The sequence below is a fragment of the Selenomonas sp. genome (assembly GCF_057272215.1).
The window spans coordinates 1-17,833 of sequence record NZ_DBHIUY010000010.1 but is presented as its reverse complement, the minus strand read 5'-3'; the positions used below and the strand labels follow the sequence as shown (position 1 = coordinate 17,833).

8 protein-coding genes and 1 tRNA gene are annotated in these 17,833 nt (G+C 57.0%); 2 read left to right on the top strand and 7 right to left on the bottom strand.

The window, feature by feature from the left end; genetic code table 11:
* Window positions 1-118: 118 nt before the first annotated feature.
* The 7 genes from ACO5Z0_RS09355 to ACO5Z0_RS09325 all read right to left on the bottom strand — a co-directional run bounded on the left by ACO5Z0_RS09355 (window position 119) and on the right by ACO5Z0_RS09325 (window position 8,119).
* Window positions 119-619: a methylated-DNA--[protein]-cysteine S-methyltransferase gene (locus ACO5Z0_RS09355; RefSeq protein WP_485650081.1), complete on the bottom strand. Its 501-nt coding sequence runs from the start codon at window positions 617-619 to the stop codon at window positions 119-121.
* Between the two features lie 81 nt (window positions 620-700).
* Complete coding sequence (locus ACO5Z0_RS09350) at window positions 701-1,396, bottom strand: MT-A70 family methyltransferase (RefSeq protein WP_485650080.1); 696 nt, start codon at window positions 1,394-1,396, stop codon at window positions 701-703.
* Window positions 1,389-2,063, bottom strand: a complete 675-nt coding sequence (locus ACO5Z0_RS09345; protein WP_485650079.1) for a BglII/BstYI family type II restriction endonuclease — start codon at window positions 2,061-2,063, stop codon at window positions 1,389-1,391. The genes ACO5Z0_RS09350 and ACO5Z0_RS09345 overlap by 8 nt, the downstream gene beginning before the upstream one ends.
* 90 nt (window positions 2,064-2,153) lie before the next feature.
* A complete protein-coding gene (locus ACO5Z0_RS09340; protein ID WP_485650078.1) occupies window positions 2,154-3,440 on the bottom strand; it encodes a hexokinase family protein in 1,287 nt (428 codons plus the stop codon).
* 70 nt (window positions 3,441-3,510) lie between these two features.
* Window positions 3,511-4,287 (bottom strand): HAD-IIB family hydrolase, encoded by a 777-nt coding sequence (locus ACO5Z0_RS09335; RefSeq protein ID WP_485650077.1) that lies wholly within the window; start codon window positions 4,285-4,287, stop codon window positions 3,511-3,513.
* A complete protein-coding gene (locus ACO5Z0_RS09330) occupies window positions 4,284-5,948 on the bottom strand; it encodes a glycoside hydrolase family 13 protein (protein WP_485650076.1) in 1,665 nt (554 codons plus the stop codon). The genes ACO5Z0_RS09335 and ACO5Z0_RS09330 overlap by 4 nt, the downstream gene beginning before the upstream one ends.
* Window positions 5,949-6,010: 62 nt before the next feature.
* Window positions 6,011-8,119 carry an alpha-glucoside-specific PTS transporter subunit IIBC gene (locus ACO5Z0_RS09325; RefSeq protein WP_485650075.1) on the bottom strand — a complete coding sequence of 703 codons (2,109 nt, stop codon included), beginning with the start codon at window positions 8,117-8,119 and terminating at the stop codon, window positions 6,011-6,013.
* A 418-nt stretch (window positions 8,120-8,537) separates the two neighbouring features.
* Here ACO5Z0_RS09325 and ACO5Z0_RS09320 point away from each other — a divergent pair, with 418 nt between their 5' ends.
* Both ACO5Z0_RS09320 and ACO5Z0_RS09315 read left to right on the top strand, forming a co-directional pair.
* A complete protein-coding gene (locus ACO5Z0_RS09320; RefSeq protein WP_485650074.1) occupies window positions 8,538-17,612 on the top strand; it encodes a hypothetical protein in 9,075 nt (3,024 codons plus the stop codon).
* Between the two features lie 78 nt (window positions 17,613-17,690).
* A tRNA-Tyr gene (locus tag ACO5Z0_RS09315) sits at window positions 17,691-17,776 on the top strand.
* Window positions 17,777-17,833: the final 57 nt, after the last annotated feature.

Sequence of the window (17,833 nt, the reverse complement as noted above, 5' to 3'; positions counted from 1 at the left end):
AGCAGTAAAGGTCGTGGTATTCAGAAATAACATTATGCATTAAAATCATAAAAAAGAGATTTGAGAAAATATTTTCTTGAAAGGAAAACTTCGAGTAACCGCGTCGATAGCATGGGGATCAAGGGATAAAGAAGCGCGTCATATCTACGCCTTCAAGCTCTAAGAGTTTCACCTTCTTGTCGATGCCGTCGGCATAGCCGGTTAGGCTACCGTTCGTGCCGACGACGCGGTGGCAGGGGACGATGATGGAGATCGGGTTGTGCGCGACTGCGCCGCCGACGGCGTGAGCGGCTTTTTTCATGCCGATGCGGGCGGCGATTTCGCCATAGGTCGTCGTTTCTCCGTAGGGAATCGAGAGGAGGACGTCCCAGACCTTTTTGCGAAACGGCGTGGCTTTTGGCGCGAGCGGCGGCAGAAAGTTCGGCTTCTTGCCGCTGAAATAGAGATCGAGCCAACGGAAAGTCTCTACGAATATGGGGAGGCTTTTTTGCTTGTGCTCATCTTCGAGTGTGGCGGCGAAATATTTCTGTCCGTCGAACCAAAGTCCGACGAGGGATGTGCCGTCGCTGGCGAGGGTGATGGAGCCGAACGGCGACGCGTAATGCGCTGTGTATTGCATGAGGGTGTTTCCTTTCGTGCGTGCATGAAATGCTGCACTTACGTTTTGGACGCTGGAGGAAGTTTTGTGAGAGAATATTCGCTAGGGAATAGAGAAAAGACGTTGTTCTTCTGTCGTGGCGATGTTCGGTTTCGGCAGAGTGACAGCGGTTGTGTGGTTTGCATACGTGTTCCAGTCGGGTGCGTAGTCGGCAAAGGCTTGATTGCCCCACATATCCCATGCCTCGCGGTCGCCGCGAGCGAAAAGTTCGATGTATGGACCGTTGGAACAGCTTTCAATCAAGGAGATAAACTCGTCCGGCTTGCGCGAGTGTTCACGTTTTTTTGTGCGAAGAAGGTTGACTTGTCTGCGAGCGGGGGCTAGGGTTCGATTGTTCTTTCCTTTGATGCCGAAGAGCAGGATTTCCGTGACATTGCGAAAATAGAAGCCGACGCCGCGTCCGTCAGGCTGCCCGTCGTGGCGAATTTTTTCCCATATAATATTTGTCTTATAGGTAAAACCCCATGCCTGCATGACGGCAAGACCGTCGGGCAGAAGGGCATTTGGCACCCATAGATAAAGATGGGCTTTTTCATCGGTAATGTCCTGCACCGGCAAACGCTTGATTTCATCTAAGGTCATGGTGGCATAGCGGTGCAGGCGCTTATGTTCCGGCGCCATTTTTCCCGTGCGGTTTTGGAATTGCCAAGGTGGATCTGCATAGATGGTTTGGTATTTTTTTCCTTTTGTAAAGGAAGAAAAATCAGCTATAGTTTTTTTGAAATCTACATCATTCATTCGTATATCCCTTCACACAGGCTTTTTTGATACCGACAGCAAGGATAGGGCAGCCGCCGTTGCGGCGTGAATCAAGACGCGGGATGAGCTTCCCCATCCATGTTGTTGATGCGCCGTATTTACGGAGTAAGGGTTTACCGTTTTCATCATTGATTTCGCGAAATATGTCGTTGAGTTCTGCTGTGCGTGTCACGATGACGCCGACGTCAATCAAACCACAGTCGAAATATGTGCGCATAGCGAGAAGATCACGATCAAATGTTTGATCTTTGCTGTTCCATTCCAGATCGAAGGCGACCTTGCCTTTGATAAAGTCGATATTATGACCATCAATGTGATTGGCAATGGTCTTTTTATCAAAAGGTTCGGAGGAAAAGCGACCACGTTGTGCGGCTTGTCTCGGATAAAGTTTTACGACAAGATCGCCTGTGATGCGTATTTCTCTCCAGCCGTATGGATAGAGAACTTCATCGAATTTTTTAGGAATGTTTGTTTCGTTGCCTCCCTGCTGCTTCAAATCATCGACCGATATTTCTAATTTTCTAAGGCAATCTTGCAGTTCCGTCCATTCTGTCGGGAAGGAGTGACTGAGTATCGCAAGGGCGTGCCCGTAGCTGTAAAACTCAAATTTTTGTTGAAGATCGTGTGCGATGGTTTTTGTTGGCAAGACGATACACCTCCCTGCTACATTATAGCATGATTCTTCCCTATAAAAAACATCCCGTGCTTTTGAAAACTGCACGGGATGGTTGATGACTTATCCTTCCATCGTCATGGCGGCGGCTAGGGCGGCGCCGAGGGCGGAGCCGGTGTTTTCGAGGACGATGTGGATCTTTTCGGCGTCGTCGCCGAGGAGGGCTGCGAGTGCTTTCTTGAGGTTTTCGGCGACGAGGGGCATCTTCTCATAGACGGAGCCGTCGATGGCGATGTGCTGCTCCGGGATTGCCGCGCCATGTGCGCGATGGCGCACGATGCCGGCGAAGGTCGCGGCGACGAGGCGGGCGGAGCGGGCGATGATGACGGCGGCGAGGGTCTGCAGCAGGTGCAGCTCAAGCGCGTTGAAATTCTCGCCGGTCTTTTCTTCGAGGATGGCAGCGGCTTCGTGGCGGTCGAGGTAGGCGTCGGCGACGATGGTGGAAAGGTCGATGCTCGTGAAGGAGAAAGGATTGTTCTTGCCGAGAATGTCGGAGAGCGCCTCGCCGTAGATTTCGCCGAGGTAGCGTCCCGAGACCATCTTTTCGAGGTGCTGTGCGCCGGGCTTTTCAGAGGTTTCGTCGATGTGCCTGTCATACTTCGTCGGGCACAGCTTGCCGAAGCCGCCCGATTCCATGTTGATGACGGTGGGCGGCTCGGAACCCTCTTTGAACTCCTCAAAGTAGCAGGTGTTCTGTCCCGTGGCGTAGATCGAGCCGATGTAGGCGTTCGGCTTCTTGTAGGCGGCGGCAAGGAGCGTGGCGACGGTGTCGTTGATGACGGCGACGGGGATGACGTTTCGTGCGCCGCGCCGTGCGAGCGCTTCTTTCAGAAGGTCGTTGACGACCTTGCCCTCGACGCCTTGCGTCGCGAACTCCTTCGTCCAAGTGATGAGTTTGGCGTTGTAGAGGTCGGTCTGCACCGACGGGAAGGAGAAAGTGTGACCGAGCAGGTACGTCGTCGAGCGGTTGCTCTCGATGGCTTCGTCGATGAGTTCGGCGAGGAAGTCGAACATCTCCTCGGCGGTGGCGCTTTCCGATACATAGTCGTAGACGCCCGGCTCGGTCAGAGGCTTCGCCGCCTTCTTAATGACCTGGTACCTGCCGCCGCCGTGCAGCAGGATGTGCAGGGCGCGTACGTTCGTGCCGCCGAAATCGAGCGCGAGGAAATCGCCGATTTCCTTGCCCGTCGGCAGGGCGACGTAGGAGCGCAGCATTCGCAGTGTGGAATCTTCGCCCTTAAGTCCCGTCTGCATCTCCGCCTCGAAGGCGGCGGAAATCTTCTGAAGCTCGTCGTCGCTGATGCTGAAGGCGGCGAGCACCTCGTCGTATTTCTTCTTGTCCATAGTCATGGCTGCTCCTCCTCGTATACTATGTTTTGTAGGCAAGACGACATCGCCTCGCCTACAGAAAGATCTTCTTTTATACTAAATATTGTTTGAGCATGGCTCCGACGCTGGAAAAAGCCTGTTTCGCCTGCTTCTGAATCGCTTCTCGTGCCGTCGTCAGCGTATAGCCGTCGAATGCTTTGAGCATCGGCAGGTCGTTCGTTTCGTCGCCGATGGCGAAGATTTCTGCACCGTCCCAGCCCATGACGGAGAGCAGTGTGCGTATGCCCTGATCCTTGCCGACGCCGACGGGCGTGATGTCTAGGCTGCAGGCGTTCGGGTAGGCGTGGATCTTCGCGCCGAGTTTCGCGTTGAGCGCGGCGGCGCAGGCGTCGGATTCGGCGGGAAGCGGGAAGCCCATAGAAAATTGCTGGATCTTCTTGAGCGTGCCGATCTCGGCTTCTTCGATGTAGATGATAGGGAAGTCCCATTCCTTTGCTTCGCGCTCGATCCACGAACCTTCCGACTGGTGGCAAAGGTATGTCACATCGGCTGCCGAAAAGGCGAAGTGGAAAGATTTCTGCGCCAAAGGTTCCTTGGCGATTGCCGACAAAGCGGCAGGCCCGATCTCGGCTTGGAAGCGCACTTTTTCTTCTGCGTCGCGGATGATGCCGCCGTTGTTGCAGACCGTATAGTCAAATTCCAGTCCGAACGCGCGAAGCTGCGGTACGAGCATACCGTAGTCGCGTCCGGAGACGACGCCGAACTTGTTGCCTGCCGCACGCCACTTCTTGACGGCCTGCAGCGTTTCTTCGTCGATCTTGCCGCCCCTGAGGAGCGTCCCGTCGTAATCGCTTGCAGCTACCTTCATCGTATCTCCTCCTCGTAAATCACAGCTTCCAATGGACGAAGCGCAGTTGTCGGCGCGTCCGCATAGCTTCCGGCAAGGCGCGTGCCGCGAAGGAAGCCTGCGGGAAGCGCCGCGTCTTTTGTGCTGAAATTGACCGCCGTCTTGATGCGCGTCTTTCCCAGTGTGCGCGAGAACGCATAGATTTGCTCGTTTTCCGTAAGAAGCTCTTCGTATACGCCGTCCAAAAGCGCAGGGATCGTCTTGCGCAGCTTGGCGAGATGGCGGTAGAAGTGCAGCACGGAATCGGCGTCCTTTTCCTCGGCGGCGGCGTTGAGCGTGCGATAGTTCTCGTTGACGGGCAGCCACGGTGTGCCGCTCGTGAAGCCCGCGTGTCTTTCTGCCGTCCACTGCATCGGCGTGCGTGCGTTGTCGCGGCTGTTGAAGTGGACGAAGCCCAGCGCGTTTTCCTTGGAGACGCCATCTTCTAAAGCGAGCGCGTACTGGCCGTGCGACGAAATGTCGTCGTAGGCGTCGATGGAGTCCCAAGCCACGTTCGTCATGCCGAGTTCTTCGCCCTCGTAGATGAAGGGCGTGCCGCGCAGCGTGAAGAGGACGGCGGCGAGCGCCTTTGCCGCGAGCGTCTTGTCCGCGCCCTTGGGGAAGAAGTAGTCGACGGAGCGTGCGCGGTCGTGGTTCTCGAAGTAGATGGGAAACCAGCCTTCCTTGGCGGTGGCGTGCTGGCTCTTCGTGAGCGCGCGCTTGAGCTTCGTGAGCGGCCACGGCTGCGCCTTGTGCCAGCATTCGCCGCCCTCGTAGGGAACGAGGACGTGGCTGAATTCGAAGAGCATGGAGAAGACGCCGTTTTCGCCGACCCAGAGCGGCAGTTCCTCGGGTGTGACGCCGTTCGCCTCGCCGACGGTGAAGATGTCGTGTCCGTCGAAGACGCGTGCGCGGAACTCGTGCAGGAAGTCGAGGATGCCCGGCGTGTTCGCCGTCATCTCGTGGACGCTCGTCATGCCGTCCGCCGCGTCCGGCTCGCCGTCGGTAAAGACGGCGGGCTTTTTGATGTAGGTGATGGCGTCGATGCGAAAGCCGCCGACGCCCTTCGCGAGCCAGAAGTTTGCGGCGGCGAAGAGCGCTTCACGGACCTCGGGATTCTCCCAGTTGAGGTCGGGCTGCGCTTCGGCGAAGGTGTGCAGGTAGTATTGACCGCGCTCCTCGCTGTACGTCCACGCAGAGCCGCCGAAGATGCCGCGCCAGTTCGTCGGGGCGCTGCCGTCCGGCTTGGCGTCGCGCCATATATACCAGTCGCTCTTCGCGTTCGTGCGGCTCTTCTTTGACTCCAGGAACCACGGGTGCTGATCGGAAGTGTGGTTGTAGACGAGATCCATGACGATGCGCATGCCGCGCTTCTTGGCTTCGGCGATCAGCTCTTCCATGTCGGCGAGTGTGCCGAAGTCGGGGTTGATGTCACAATAGTCGCTGATGTCATAGCCGTTGTCGATCATCGGCGAGGGGTAGACGGGCGTAAGCCAAAGTGCGCCTGCGCCGAGCGACTTCAGATAGTCGAGCTTTTCCGTGATGCCGCGAATATCGCCCGTACCCTTGCCGCGCGTGTCGTTGAAGCTCTTCGGATAGATCTGGTAGACGGCGGTGTTCTGCCACCATTTCGTTGCTTTCATGCGTTTTTCCTTTCCATGCATCCCCCTGCCGTGCGGGCATGGGATGCGAGACTTGTCGTGCGTCAGAAGGTTAGGACGTCCGTCTTACCGGCTTCTGCCGTCATGCCTGTGTGCTTCTTCATCAGCGGGTACTCGCCTGAGTTTGTGACTGCCATGATGACCGTATCTTGATAGCCGGCTTCCTTGATCGTCGCGCGGTCAAACTTCACGAGCGGTGCGCCTTGAGCGACCTTATCGCCCGCATGGACGAGAAGCTCGAAGCCTTTGCCGCCGAGCTTCACTGTGTCGACGCCGATGTGGATGAGCATTTCCGCGCCGTTTGCGAGGCGAAGCCCGACGGCGTGCAGGGAATCTTCCATGACCATCGTGACCTCTGCGTCGGCGGGCGCGACGACGAGATTGCCCGTCGGCTCGACAGCGACACCGTCGCCCATCATCTTCTGCGAGAACATTTCATCCTTGACTTCGCTCATGTCGATGACTTTGCCATCGGCGACCGCAGCGAAAGCGAGGGATTTTTCCGTGCCGACGGCGATTTCTGTCGCATCGGATGCGGGCGCTGTGAGAAGCGCCTCGAAGCGCTCGCGCACCTGCGGCACGGAGAGTCCGACGATGACCTGGAACGCATGTCCGTTGCGCACGAGACCGTGGGCGCCTGCCTGTGTGAACACGGCGATCGGCTGCACGAGGTCGGGATCGTTGACTGTCACGCGCAGGCGCGTCGCGCAGTTCGTGACGTCCTTGATGTTCGCGGAGCCGCCGAGCCCTTCGAGGAACGCTTTTGCCTTTACGTCACGCTCATCAAGCTTCATGCCGGGCGCTGCATCTGCCGCTGCGCCGTTCGCCTGCTTCGCTTTGTAGTCCGCCTTCGTGAAGAGCTTGTCCTCGACGTCATCGTCCGTCCTGCCCGGCGTCTTGTAGTCCTTGAAGCGAATGAGCCAGCGGAAGACGAAGAAGTAGATGGCGGTGAAGCACAGGCCGACGGCGATTTGCAGGATGTACGTCGTGTAATGATAGGAGAAGAGCGGAATCCAATTCTGCACGAAAGCGTCGATGAGACCGCCGCCGAAGTTGCCCGAAAGCCCGATGGCATAGAGCGTCGCCGAAAGCGTCGCAGAGAGGACGGCGTGGACGGCGAAGAGCAGCGGCGCGACGAAGAGGAACGTGAACTCCAGAGGCTCCGTGATGCCGCAGAGCATCGCCGTGACCGTCGCGGGAATGAGGAGCGCCGCCGTCTTCTTGCGCTTCTCGGGCTTGGCGCAGGCGTAGATGGCGAGCGCCGCGCCGGGAAGACCGAAGACCTTGCCGCTGCCGTGCAGCGCGAAGCCGCCCTCGGGGAAAAGCTCGCGCAAAGACTGTGCGCTCGTCATGAAGTCGTTGATATGACCGAGCCAGTACGCTTGGATGCCGCCGTCAACAATCGCGGGACCGAAGATGAACGGCAGGTAGATGAAGTGATGAAGTCCTGCGGGAAGCAGGATCTTCTCCGAAAACGTATACGCCCAGACACCGACGATGCCGCTCGTCTTGAGGAAGAATTGGAACTGCTCGATCGCATGCTGCACCATCGGCCAGACGAAGCAGAATACGAGCGCCATCGGGATCATGACGGCGAAGCCGACGGCGACGACGAAAGCGGGACCTTTGAAGATGCCGAGCCAGTCGGGGATATTTGTGTCGTAGAAGCGATTGTGCAGATACGCCGTGCAGCACGCGATGAAGATCGCGCCGAGCATACCCATGTCGAGCGTCTTGACGTTCGCGATCATCGCGAGGCCCGTGCCCGCACCCGCCGGCTGCGTGAAGTCTACGCCGAACGCGTTGCCGTGCAGTGTGAGGATCGCCGAGATGAAATAGTTGAACAGCATGTAGATGACGAACGATTCCATAGCGCAGCGCGCAGGCTCTTTCTTCGCGAAGCCGATGGGGACGGCGATGGCGAAGAGAATCGGCATCTGTGCGAACACCGTCCACGCGCCCTGCTCGACGATATACCAGAAATCGTACCACAGCGTTCCCTTGTCGGCGATGCTGCCGAAAAGACCGGGATTCTTGCAGACGATGGATACCGCCACCGTCAGACCGAAGAACGCGAACAGGATGACGGGTGTATACATCGCGCCGCCAAACCGCTGCATGTTCTGCATGAAGACGTCCTTGCTGAGTGACATGAGCTTTACCTCCTCTAAATCACTGAAAATCGTTATCTATACCATAATGGAAAAATGCCGAGAAAGCAAGTACAGATTAACTTGCTCGGATCGGTGCATGATGATTCTCCCCCCTGTTCTCTAGTATGATGTTGTCTTGTTAAATTTTAACCTGTTTTTGAAGAATGGGCAAGGTGGAATATAGAATGATTTTTCCGCGAATTATGAAATGAATTCATTTGTTTGAGATTCATGAAAAAATACTAGACAAAGGAGATGGGATAATGGTATTATTCGAATGATTGATATTAAAAGTCATTATTTATTGGTAAAATAATGATGGAAGGAATGCAGAGAATTGCCGCTTCAGCGGGGAGTCAAGAAGATTCCCTTAGAGTTCACAAGGAGGAATTAAGTCAAAATGCTTAGTAAAGGTAAGATGCGTAGAAGACTTGCAGTCATGGTGACACTCGCCCTGTCTAGCGGGGGGGGACACTTGCTCTCGTCGGACGGCGGTACGCTCTGGGGCATGTCGACAGCGTATGCGGCAAATGTGACAGTTGGCGTCGGGGAAGATCAGAGCGGCGATGTCAACGGCGGTGATACGGACAACAATACAGTCACGATCGGCGCGGAGGGCGGCGGCGATCATCCTGTCATCGGCGGCAATGTTGCCGGTGGTAGCTCTGCGAATGCGACGGAGAATGTCGTTACGGTCAACAGCATTAAGCTGACCCGTTCCGATGGAACGATCTACGGCGGTATTGCTACGGGGACGGCATCGAAGAATACGGTCATATTCAAGGACGGCACGGCGACCTCGCTGGTCGGTGGAACGACCACGGGTGCGTCGGGCAGTGCACAGGGGAACACCGTCACGGTTACAGGCGGTAAATTGAACTATGTGTGGGGCGGACTGGCGCAAGCCGGAAGTAGCAGCGCCACGGGCAATATCGTCAACATCAACGGCGGCATATTTTCCTCGGGCGGCGTCATCATCGGCGGCGGCGGTAGGAATGGCGTAACGGGCAATATGTCGAATAATACCGTCACCATCACGGGCGGCGCACTGAACAACAACAACAAGATCTATGCGGGCGATTCGCGTTCTCTTTCAAGTACATCGAATGGCAATATTGTCAACCTCGGCGATGAAAATGGCAATTTCAGTGCCAATCTCAATCGTGCGGAAATCTGGGGAACGAGCTACGGCGGACAGGTACAGGGTAATGACAGCGATAAGATCAGGGGCAATACGCTGAATGTTAATGCCTCGGGCATTCGTCTGGAGATAGTTCGCAACTTCCAGAAGATCAACTTCAACCTGACGAAATCGGTCACAGCAGGTTCTACCATGCTGACGATGGACACGGGTAACTTCGGGTTGGGCTACGGCAAGGCATTTGACTGGGAGAACTTCTCTCTGACGGGCAAGGAAAACGATACGGACAAGACAAAATACGGGCGTATCGGGAATATTAATCTGCTCTTCGCATATTCCGGCTCGGATATGAAGATCGGAAACTATACGACCGGCGGAAGAAAGGGTACGACAGGCGACTATGAGTACCACATGGAGGCGGATGGCAGTAACTTTATGGGGAGCCGATCTTCGAAGCTCATCAAGGCGAATGTCGACCGCTTCAAGAACGCCGACGCGACGGTGAACAACGCCGCAGGATCGTATGTCTATGGCGGCTATTCGAGTCTCGGCAATACGACGACGAACAACAAGATCAAGATCACGAATACGAACAATACGAGTTTGAATGTTATCGGCGGTCGTACCGATGGTACGGGTGATTCGACAAACAATCATGTTACGATTGCGGACACAAGTACGGTCAACTATGTCTTTGGCGGCTGGGCGACGAAGGCGGACAGCAAGGCAGAGGGCAATAGTGCAACCATTGAGAGCGGCAGCACCACGAAGAATTTCGTCTATGGAGGCTTTGCGAAAAATACAGCAAAAACGAATAAAGTGACCCTAGGTGGAACGGCAGAAAAGATTGTCTACGGCGGCTATGCAGATGTCACGGCACAAGGGAATGTTGTGACCGTCACCGGAAGCGCAGAGCAGAATGTCTACGGCGGCTGGGTGAATGGCACGGGCACGGCAGAGGGGAACGAAGTTCATATCGAGGGCGGTACGCTGAAGCAGTTCGTCACGGGCGGGATCGGAAAAGTCGATTCGACCGTGACGGGCAACAAGGTCTTCATGACAGGCGGCACGGTCACGCGAAACATCATCGGCGCGGAAACGTCGGGCACGAACGGTAAGGCGACGAAGAATATCATCGAAATCTCGGGCGGCACGGTCAATGGTTTTTTGAACGGTGGTTTTATTGCGGGCGGAACAGCCACGGAGAATGAGGTCGCGATCTCGGGCGATACGACCACGGTCAAGCAGAGCGTCAACGGCGGCTATGATACGCAGAGCGGTACGCTGACAAAGAACAAGGTTACGATCTCGGGTGGTACGGTCGAGCAATTCGTATATGGAGGCTACTCCAATGACAGCGGTACGGTGACAGGAAACGAGGTCACGTTCTCGAACGGTACGGTCAAAAAGAATATCAACGGCGGATATGCGTTGACCGGTGGGACGGTAACGGAAAACAAGGTTACAATCTCAGGCGGTACGTTAGAACAAAACGCTTATGCCGGCTACTCCGATAAGTACGGCACGGTCACGGGAAATATCCTCACGATCACGGGCGGTACGATCAAGGGTACGGTCTATGGCGGCGCAGGCGGCGATAACAATGCCGCCTATACCGCTAAGACATTTGCCGCAAACAATAACACGGTTACGATTACAGGCGGTACATTCAGCAAGGCAATTTATGGTGCATACTCGTGGCATTCAAGCGGCACGACGGAGAACAACACCGTCAACCTCGGCGACGACACGCATACGGATCTCTCTGCTGCGACGCTCTCGGCGAGTGAGATCTATGGCGGCAACAAGGCGGCGACGGGCAACACACTCAATGTCAATGCGAAGAATATTACAGTCAAGTCCGTCAACAACTTCGAGAACTACAAGTTCAAGCTGAACGAATCCTTCGAAAATGGCGATACGATGCTTTCCGTTGCGGATGCAGGAGATTTCAGCGGGACGGGCGTGGATTGGAGTAAGATCACCGTCGACCGTTCGGGACTTTCTGCAGACTATGTTTCCAATGTCCACGGCGTGCGTCGTGTGACTCTCTTAAAGAGTGCGACAGCAAACGCGCTGCATTTCACGGGCTACAACACGAGAACCTACACAGCAACGGACACACACGAAAGCCGTCTGCGCACAGATACGGGGAATGCTGCGGCGACTTCCGTCCTATATGAAGTCAATCGTTTCAAGGGCGGACGTGTGACGTATGATGGCACGGCAGAGACGATCAACAACGAGATCTATGGCGGCGTTTCCTATGATGGACATACGACGACGGACAATCAGCTGACGGTCAAGGGACTGAAAGCCGCGAACGATCCGAAGTCTGCTTTCGGCGGCATCAACAAGGGCGCGACGGGCGACGTCAAGAAAAATACGCTGAATATCGAACTTGCAAATGACAGCGATACGATCGACGAGGCGTATGCGGGCAAAGCCGAGAATGCGAACAATACAGGCGAAGTCTCGGGCAACGTCGCCAATATGAAGAAGGGCACGGTCAACAAGCTCTATGGCGGTCACGATGTAGGCAAGGGCGCGGTCAAGGACAACGTTGTGAATTTCTCGGGCGGCACGGTCAATACCGAAGTTGCGGGCGGCGTCGGACATAAGGCGAACGAGAACACCGTGACCATCACGGGCGGCACGGTCAGCGGGAATGTCTACGGCGGCAAGTCGGACGGCTCCGGCGCCAGCGCCTCGGGCAATACCGTGAACCTCGGCGCAGAGGACGGCGCATATACGGCGAATCTCAAGAATGCGGCGCTTCACGGCGACAATGCGTCCGGCACGGGTGCAACACTCAACGTCCGTGCGAAGAATATCACGGCGAAGTCTGCCAAGAACTTTGCGAACTATACGTTCCAACTCAATGATGACATCGCGAAAAACGGCGGCTCGATGCTGACGCTGACCGAGAATAATGGCTTTAACGGCGGCAATCTGTTTGACTGGACGAAGCTCGATGTCGATACGTCGAAACTCTCGGGCAGTACGGTCATCGGCAAGGCGACGCTTCTCACGGGTACGGCGAACGGATTGAAATTCTCGAACTATGCGGGACGCAATAAGACGACTGCCGCGACAAACGGCGACTATGAGACGGCGCTGCGCACGGATACGAATACGGGTACGGCGACGAAGGTCGTTCTCGACTACAATCGGTTTCAAAATAATGCCAATGCGACGTATGACGGATCGAAGCCGGCGACACAGCTTGCAGATGGCTCGACCGAAATTTACGGCGGTATTTCCTATGCAGGAAATACGACGAAGAACAATCATCTGACGGTGACGAACCTCGCTGGCAATGTCACATCCGCATACGGCGGCAAGACGGCGGGCGCGAAGGGCGACTCCGTCAAGAACAGCGTGACGGTCGAGAAGACGGGAACGGGCGCAATCTCCAACGTCTTCGGCGGCTATACCGCCTCGCAGGAGGCGACGGCAAAGGCGGCAGATAATACCGCGACGATTAAGAGCGGCACGTTCGGCGCGGTCTACGGCGGCTATGTCAAGAACGCGGCGAGCGCGACGGGCAACCACGTCTTCATCAAGGGCGGCACGGTGCAGACTGCAGTCGTCGGCGGCGGCGGCAAAAGCACGGCGACGGGCAATATGTCGGGCAACGACGTCACGATCACGGGCGGCAAGGTCACGGGCTACGTCATCGGCGGCGATACGCGCCTTTTGACGAGCACGTCGAACAAGAACATCATCAATCTCGGCGATGACGCGGGCAAGTATACGGCGGATCTTTCGGGGGCGGAAGTCTGGGGTACGAGTTACAACATCCAGACATTTGCCAACACGGATGCGAAGATCGCGGGCAATACGCTCAATGTCCAGGCGAAGGACGGTGTGACGCTCAAGAAGGTGCGCAATGTCGAGAAGTTCAACTTCCGCTTGCATGACGATACGACGAAGACTGCGCCGTTGCTGAATTTGACGGAAGCGGGCGGTTTCGGCAAGGTTTCCGCTGACAACTCGGACGTCAAGGTGAAATGGTCGAATGTCACGGCAGACCTCTCGAATGTCACGACGGCGAAGGATGCTGCGAAGATCCAGGGAAAGAACACCTACACCCTGATGCGGGCGGCGGACAACTCCTTGAAATTCAGCGACTACGCCGCACGCTATGCTGTCTATGGCGGCGTCTATGAGACGGGGCTGCGCACGGATACGGGCACAGCGACGGCGAAGGAAGTGCTCTACGATGTCAACCGCTTCAAGGATGGTCGCGTCACCTATACGGTGGCATCGATGGGCGAAGCGGTCGGCGGCTATTCCGCCTTTGGCAATACGACCGAGGGCAATACGCTGACGGTCACGGGCACAGCTACGGGTACGAACGCTTATGGCGGCAAGACGATGGGCGATACGGGCGGTTCGAAGGGCAACACGGCGAAGATCACGGGCGGTTCGCTTGCCAATGTCTATGGCGGCTACGTTGATAAGGCTGCAAATAACAGTGCGGTCACGGGCAACAAGGTGACGCTTACGGGGGGCACGGTCACGACCGCCGTCTACGGCGGCTACACCGCAGGCGCGGGCAAAACGACGGACAACACCGTCAACATCGGCGACGGATCGGCGGCGACGCTTGCGGCAGGAGCCAACCTCGAACATGCGACGCTCGCGGGCGGCAACAAGGCGGACGACGTCACGGGCAATACGCTCAACGTCATGGTCAAGGATGCGTCGGCAAAGAAGGCGCAGAACTTCGAGAACTACACGTTCCATCTGACCGATCATATCGCCGCCGACAAGCCGAAGAGCGGGGTCATCGACGACAGCTTCACCAAGAGCCGCGGTACGATGCTGACGCTTGCGGAAGGATTTGACGGACAGACGGCGGACTGGAACAAGGTAAAGATCGACACATCGAAACTTTCCGCCGACAAGACGCTCGGCGCGATCACGCTGATGAAGAGTACGGCGACAGGCAAGCTGAAGTTCTCGAACTATGCGGCGAAGAATCATGCAGTGAGCGGCGATTATGAAGTCGTCCAACGCACGGATACGAATACGAGCGTGGCGAGCGCCGTCCTCATCGACGTGAACCGATTCAAGAACGGCGATGTCACTTATCAAAATGGCGACAACAACGCCAAGACCTACGCCGGCGTCTCCTATGGCGGGAATACGGCGGAAAACAACAAGTTCACGCTTAAGGGCATCTCCGAGGGCAAAACGCTCAAGTACGTCTCGGGCGGACGCTCGGAAGGCACGGCGGGCGGCGCCGTCAAGAATACCGTGAATCTTTTGGGCACGGGCAAGGGAACGCTCGAAGAGGTCTACGGCGGTTACGTCGGCAGCGCGGCGAACGCAGCGGATGCGGCGGAAAATACTGTCAACATCGCGGGCGGCACGGCGAAGAACGTCTACGGTGGCTACACGCGCGGCACGGGCAAGACGACGAAGAACACCGTCAACATCGGCTATACGGACGATAAGGGCGTGTTCCACGACGTCGCCGACGGCGCGAAGGTCACGGGCACGATCTACGGCGGCAGCAGCGACGCCGACGTTACGGGCAACACCTTGAATGTCAGCGGCAAGCTCACGGCGGGCAATATCAAGAACTTCGAAAGCGTTAAGTTCCACGTCAGAAATACGATGGCGAGCGGCACGACGCTCTTGACGCTCGACGGCGCGGCAAAGACCGAGGGACTTGATTGGAAGAATGTCACTTTGAGCGGCGACTTCAAGCCTGCGGTCAAGAGCTATGAAGCGTATCATTTAACGCTCATGGCAAATGAAAAAGGCATCGATTTCCGCAAGGGTGGCGTTGACACCTATGCGCCCATCGGCGCCAAGGGCGTGACCAAAGGCGATTACGAGAGCGTCATCGACACGGATACGCATACGGCACAGGCAAAGGCCGTCCATGCCGACGTCTATCGCTTCCGCGGCAACACGGCGACATACGGCGAAGCCGACGGCGTACACGATGCAGCATGGGGCGGACGCTCTCTCATCGGCAACGACGCGACGGGCAACACGCTGACGATCACGGGAGGCACGCTCAAGGATGCTTACGGCGGCTGGTCGGCGGGCAAGACGACGGGCAACACTGTGAACTTCTCAGGCGGCACGGTCACGGGCACGATCTACGGCGGCAGCAGCGACGCGACAGGAAATACGCTGAACATCAAGGGTGTGCAGAGCGCGGGAAATATCAAGAACTTTGAAAAGCTCCACTTCGATACAAGCATGGCGAAAGCCGGCGATACGCTGCTGACGCTCAAGGGCGGTGCAGCGACGACGGGGCTTGACTGGCAGAAGCTCGAAGCCGCAGGTCTTGACGAAGGGAAACTCCGGACGCTTACGGGCGCAGCGCGTGAAGAACTGTTCTCGCTGATGGCGAACGCGAAGGGACTTGACTTCGGCACGACCTATGACAAGGCGAAGGAAAAGACTGTCGGCGACTACGAGTACGCGATTGCCAAGGAAGCCGACACGGCGAAGGGAGCGGCGGCGGAGAAAGTCGTTGTGCGCGGCTTCCGCTTCCAGAACAACGCCGACGCCGTCTATGAGACGGGCGACAACAAGGCGGCATGGGGCGGACGCTCCATCGTCGGCAACACCGTGCAGAAGAACAAGCTGACCGTCAAAGGCGGCACGCTCACCGACGCCGCGTACGGCGGCTTGAGCGCCCGGGGCGCGGTCACGGGCAACACGCTTGTTCTCGCGGGCGGCACGCTCAAGAACGCTTACGGCGGCTTCGTCGAGGGCGCGGGCAGCGCCACAAAGAATATCGTCGAGGTGCAAAAGGACACGCAGGCGCAAATCTACGGCGGTCATGCCGCGCAAGGCGAAGCTTCGGGCAATATCCTCAACCTCGGTGCGGTCAACATCGGCGCGAACGTCTATGGCGGCTCGGGTAAAAAGACCGAGGGCAACATCATCAACCTCTCCGGTACGAAGATCAAGGGCGTGGTCACAGGCGGCACGGCGGCTCTTGCCGCCGGCGGCAAGGCGAACATCCTCGCCATCCGCGCCGCCGGCACGCAGATCGGCGACTTCATGGGCGTCCAGAACCTCAAGTTCTATCTGCCCGCAGGAGCGAAATCCTCCATGACGACGATGCTGCGGCTCGGCGTCAAGGAGAAGAGCATCAAGGGGCTGAATGTCGATCTCGATCTCTCAGGTGCGGCGAAGGCGCTCAAAAAGACCGATGTATTCAGCCTCATGAAGGTCGCCGAGGGCGGTGTTCTGACGACCGACGAGAAGATTGCAGGCGAGGTCACGGGCACGCAGGGGGTATCGCTCGACTATAAGTTCCGCGTGCAGAAGAAGGGGACGGATGAGCTGATTGCCGCTGTCGAAAATGTTGAGATCAAAGGCAGTACGAAATCCCTTGTCGAGACGAGAACGACGGCGACGGATGTATTGAGCGGCGGCATGAACATGCTCACGGATACGGGCATCGCCGCTGCCGTCGAAGCGGCAGCCGCCGCCAATGTCAACGCGAAGGGAGAAGCTGCACCCGTAGCGAGCAAGGCGGCGCCAAACGCAAAGGCGGCGGCAGCGGCGAACATGCAGACGGGCGACTACACCGCATGGGCGGCGCAGGGCGGCGCATCCATGCGCATCCATTCCGGCTCCTACGTCGATACGCACGGCTACATGCTGAACGTCGGTTTTGCACGCAAACAGGAGCAGAAGAACGGCGAACTGCTCTTCGGTCCCTTCGTTGAATACGGCAGGGCGACGTATGACTCCTACCTTGACGACGGCACGCACGGCGGCGGTAAGACGAGTTACATCGGCGCAGGCGTTCTCGCAAGGCAGGATATGAAGAACGGCGTCTACGTTGAAGGCAGCCTTAGAGCCGGCAGCATCAAGAGCGACTACACGGGCAGCGTCTCTTCGAGGACTGCGAGCTATGACATCACGAATCCCTACTATGCAATTCATCTGAGCGCAGGGAAGAAGATGCAGCTCAAGGCGGGCGATACGCTCGAAACATACGTCAAGTATTTCTACTCGCACCAGAACGGTACGAGCGGCAAACTCTCGACCGGCGAGGACTACGACTTTGACGCCGTCGATTCGCATCGCTTGCGCCTTGGCGCACGCTATGCGCACGACATGGGCGCCGACGGCAAGTTCTATGCAGGTCTTGCATGGGAGTATGAGTTCAACGGCGAAGCGCGCGCCGCCTATCAAGGCATGGCGACGCCCAGCCCGACGCTCAAGGGCGCAAGCGGTATGCTCGAACTTGGTTACCGCTTCGCACCGAAGAAGAGCCGCATCAGCTACGATGTCAACCTCAGCGGCTGGCAGGGCAAGCGAGAGGGATTCACAGGCGGTGTAAGCGTAAACTGGGCATTTTGAGAAGGTGAAATTCCCGCTTGACAGTCCGTATAAAAGCCGCTATAATAATAATGTTTCGTCTTACGGCGAAGCGTTCATGGGTAGGTGCCCGAGTGGTTAAAGGGAACAGACTGTAAATCTGTCATCTTCGGATTACGATGGTTCGAATCCATCCCTGCCCACCAGCGGCGGCATAGCTCAGTTGGCTAGAGCATGCGGTTCATACCCGCAGTGTCCGGAGT

Bases quoted from the DNA above. Each gene is read 5' to 3' on its own strand.
- ACO5Z0_RS09350 (WP_485650080.1), bottom strand. From the start codon at position 1,396: ATGAATGATGTAGATTTCAAAAAAACTATAGCTGATTTTTCTTCCTTT.
- ACO5Z0_RS09330 (WP_485650076.1), bottom strand. From the start codon at position 5,948: ATGAAAGCAACGAAATGGTGGCAGAACACCGCCGTCTACCAGATCTAT.
- ACO5Z0_RS09355 (WP_485650081.1), bottom strand. From the start codon at position 619: ATGCAATACACAGCGCATTACGCGTCGCCGTTCGGCTCCATCACCCTC.
- ACO5Z0_RS09340 (WP_485650078.1), bottom strand. From the start codon at position 3,440: ATGACTATGGACAAGAAGAAATACGACGAGGTGCTCGCCGCCTTCAGC.
- ACO5Z0_RS09335 (WP_485650077.1), bottom strand. From the start codon at position 4,287: ATGAAGGTAGCTGCAAGCGATTACGACGGGACGCTCCTCAGGGGCGGC.
- ACO5Z0_RS09320 (WP_485650074.1), top strand. From the start codon at position 8,538: ATGCGTAGAAGACTTGCAGTCATGGTGACACTCGCCCTGTCTAGCGGG.
- ACO5Z0_RS09325 (WP_485650075.1), bottom strand. From the start codon at position 8,119: ATGTCACTCAGCAAGGACGTCTTCATGCAGAACATGCAGCGGTTTGGC.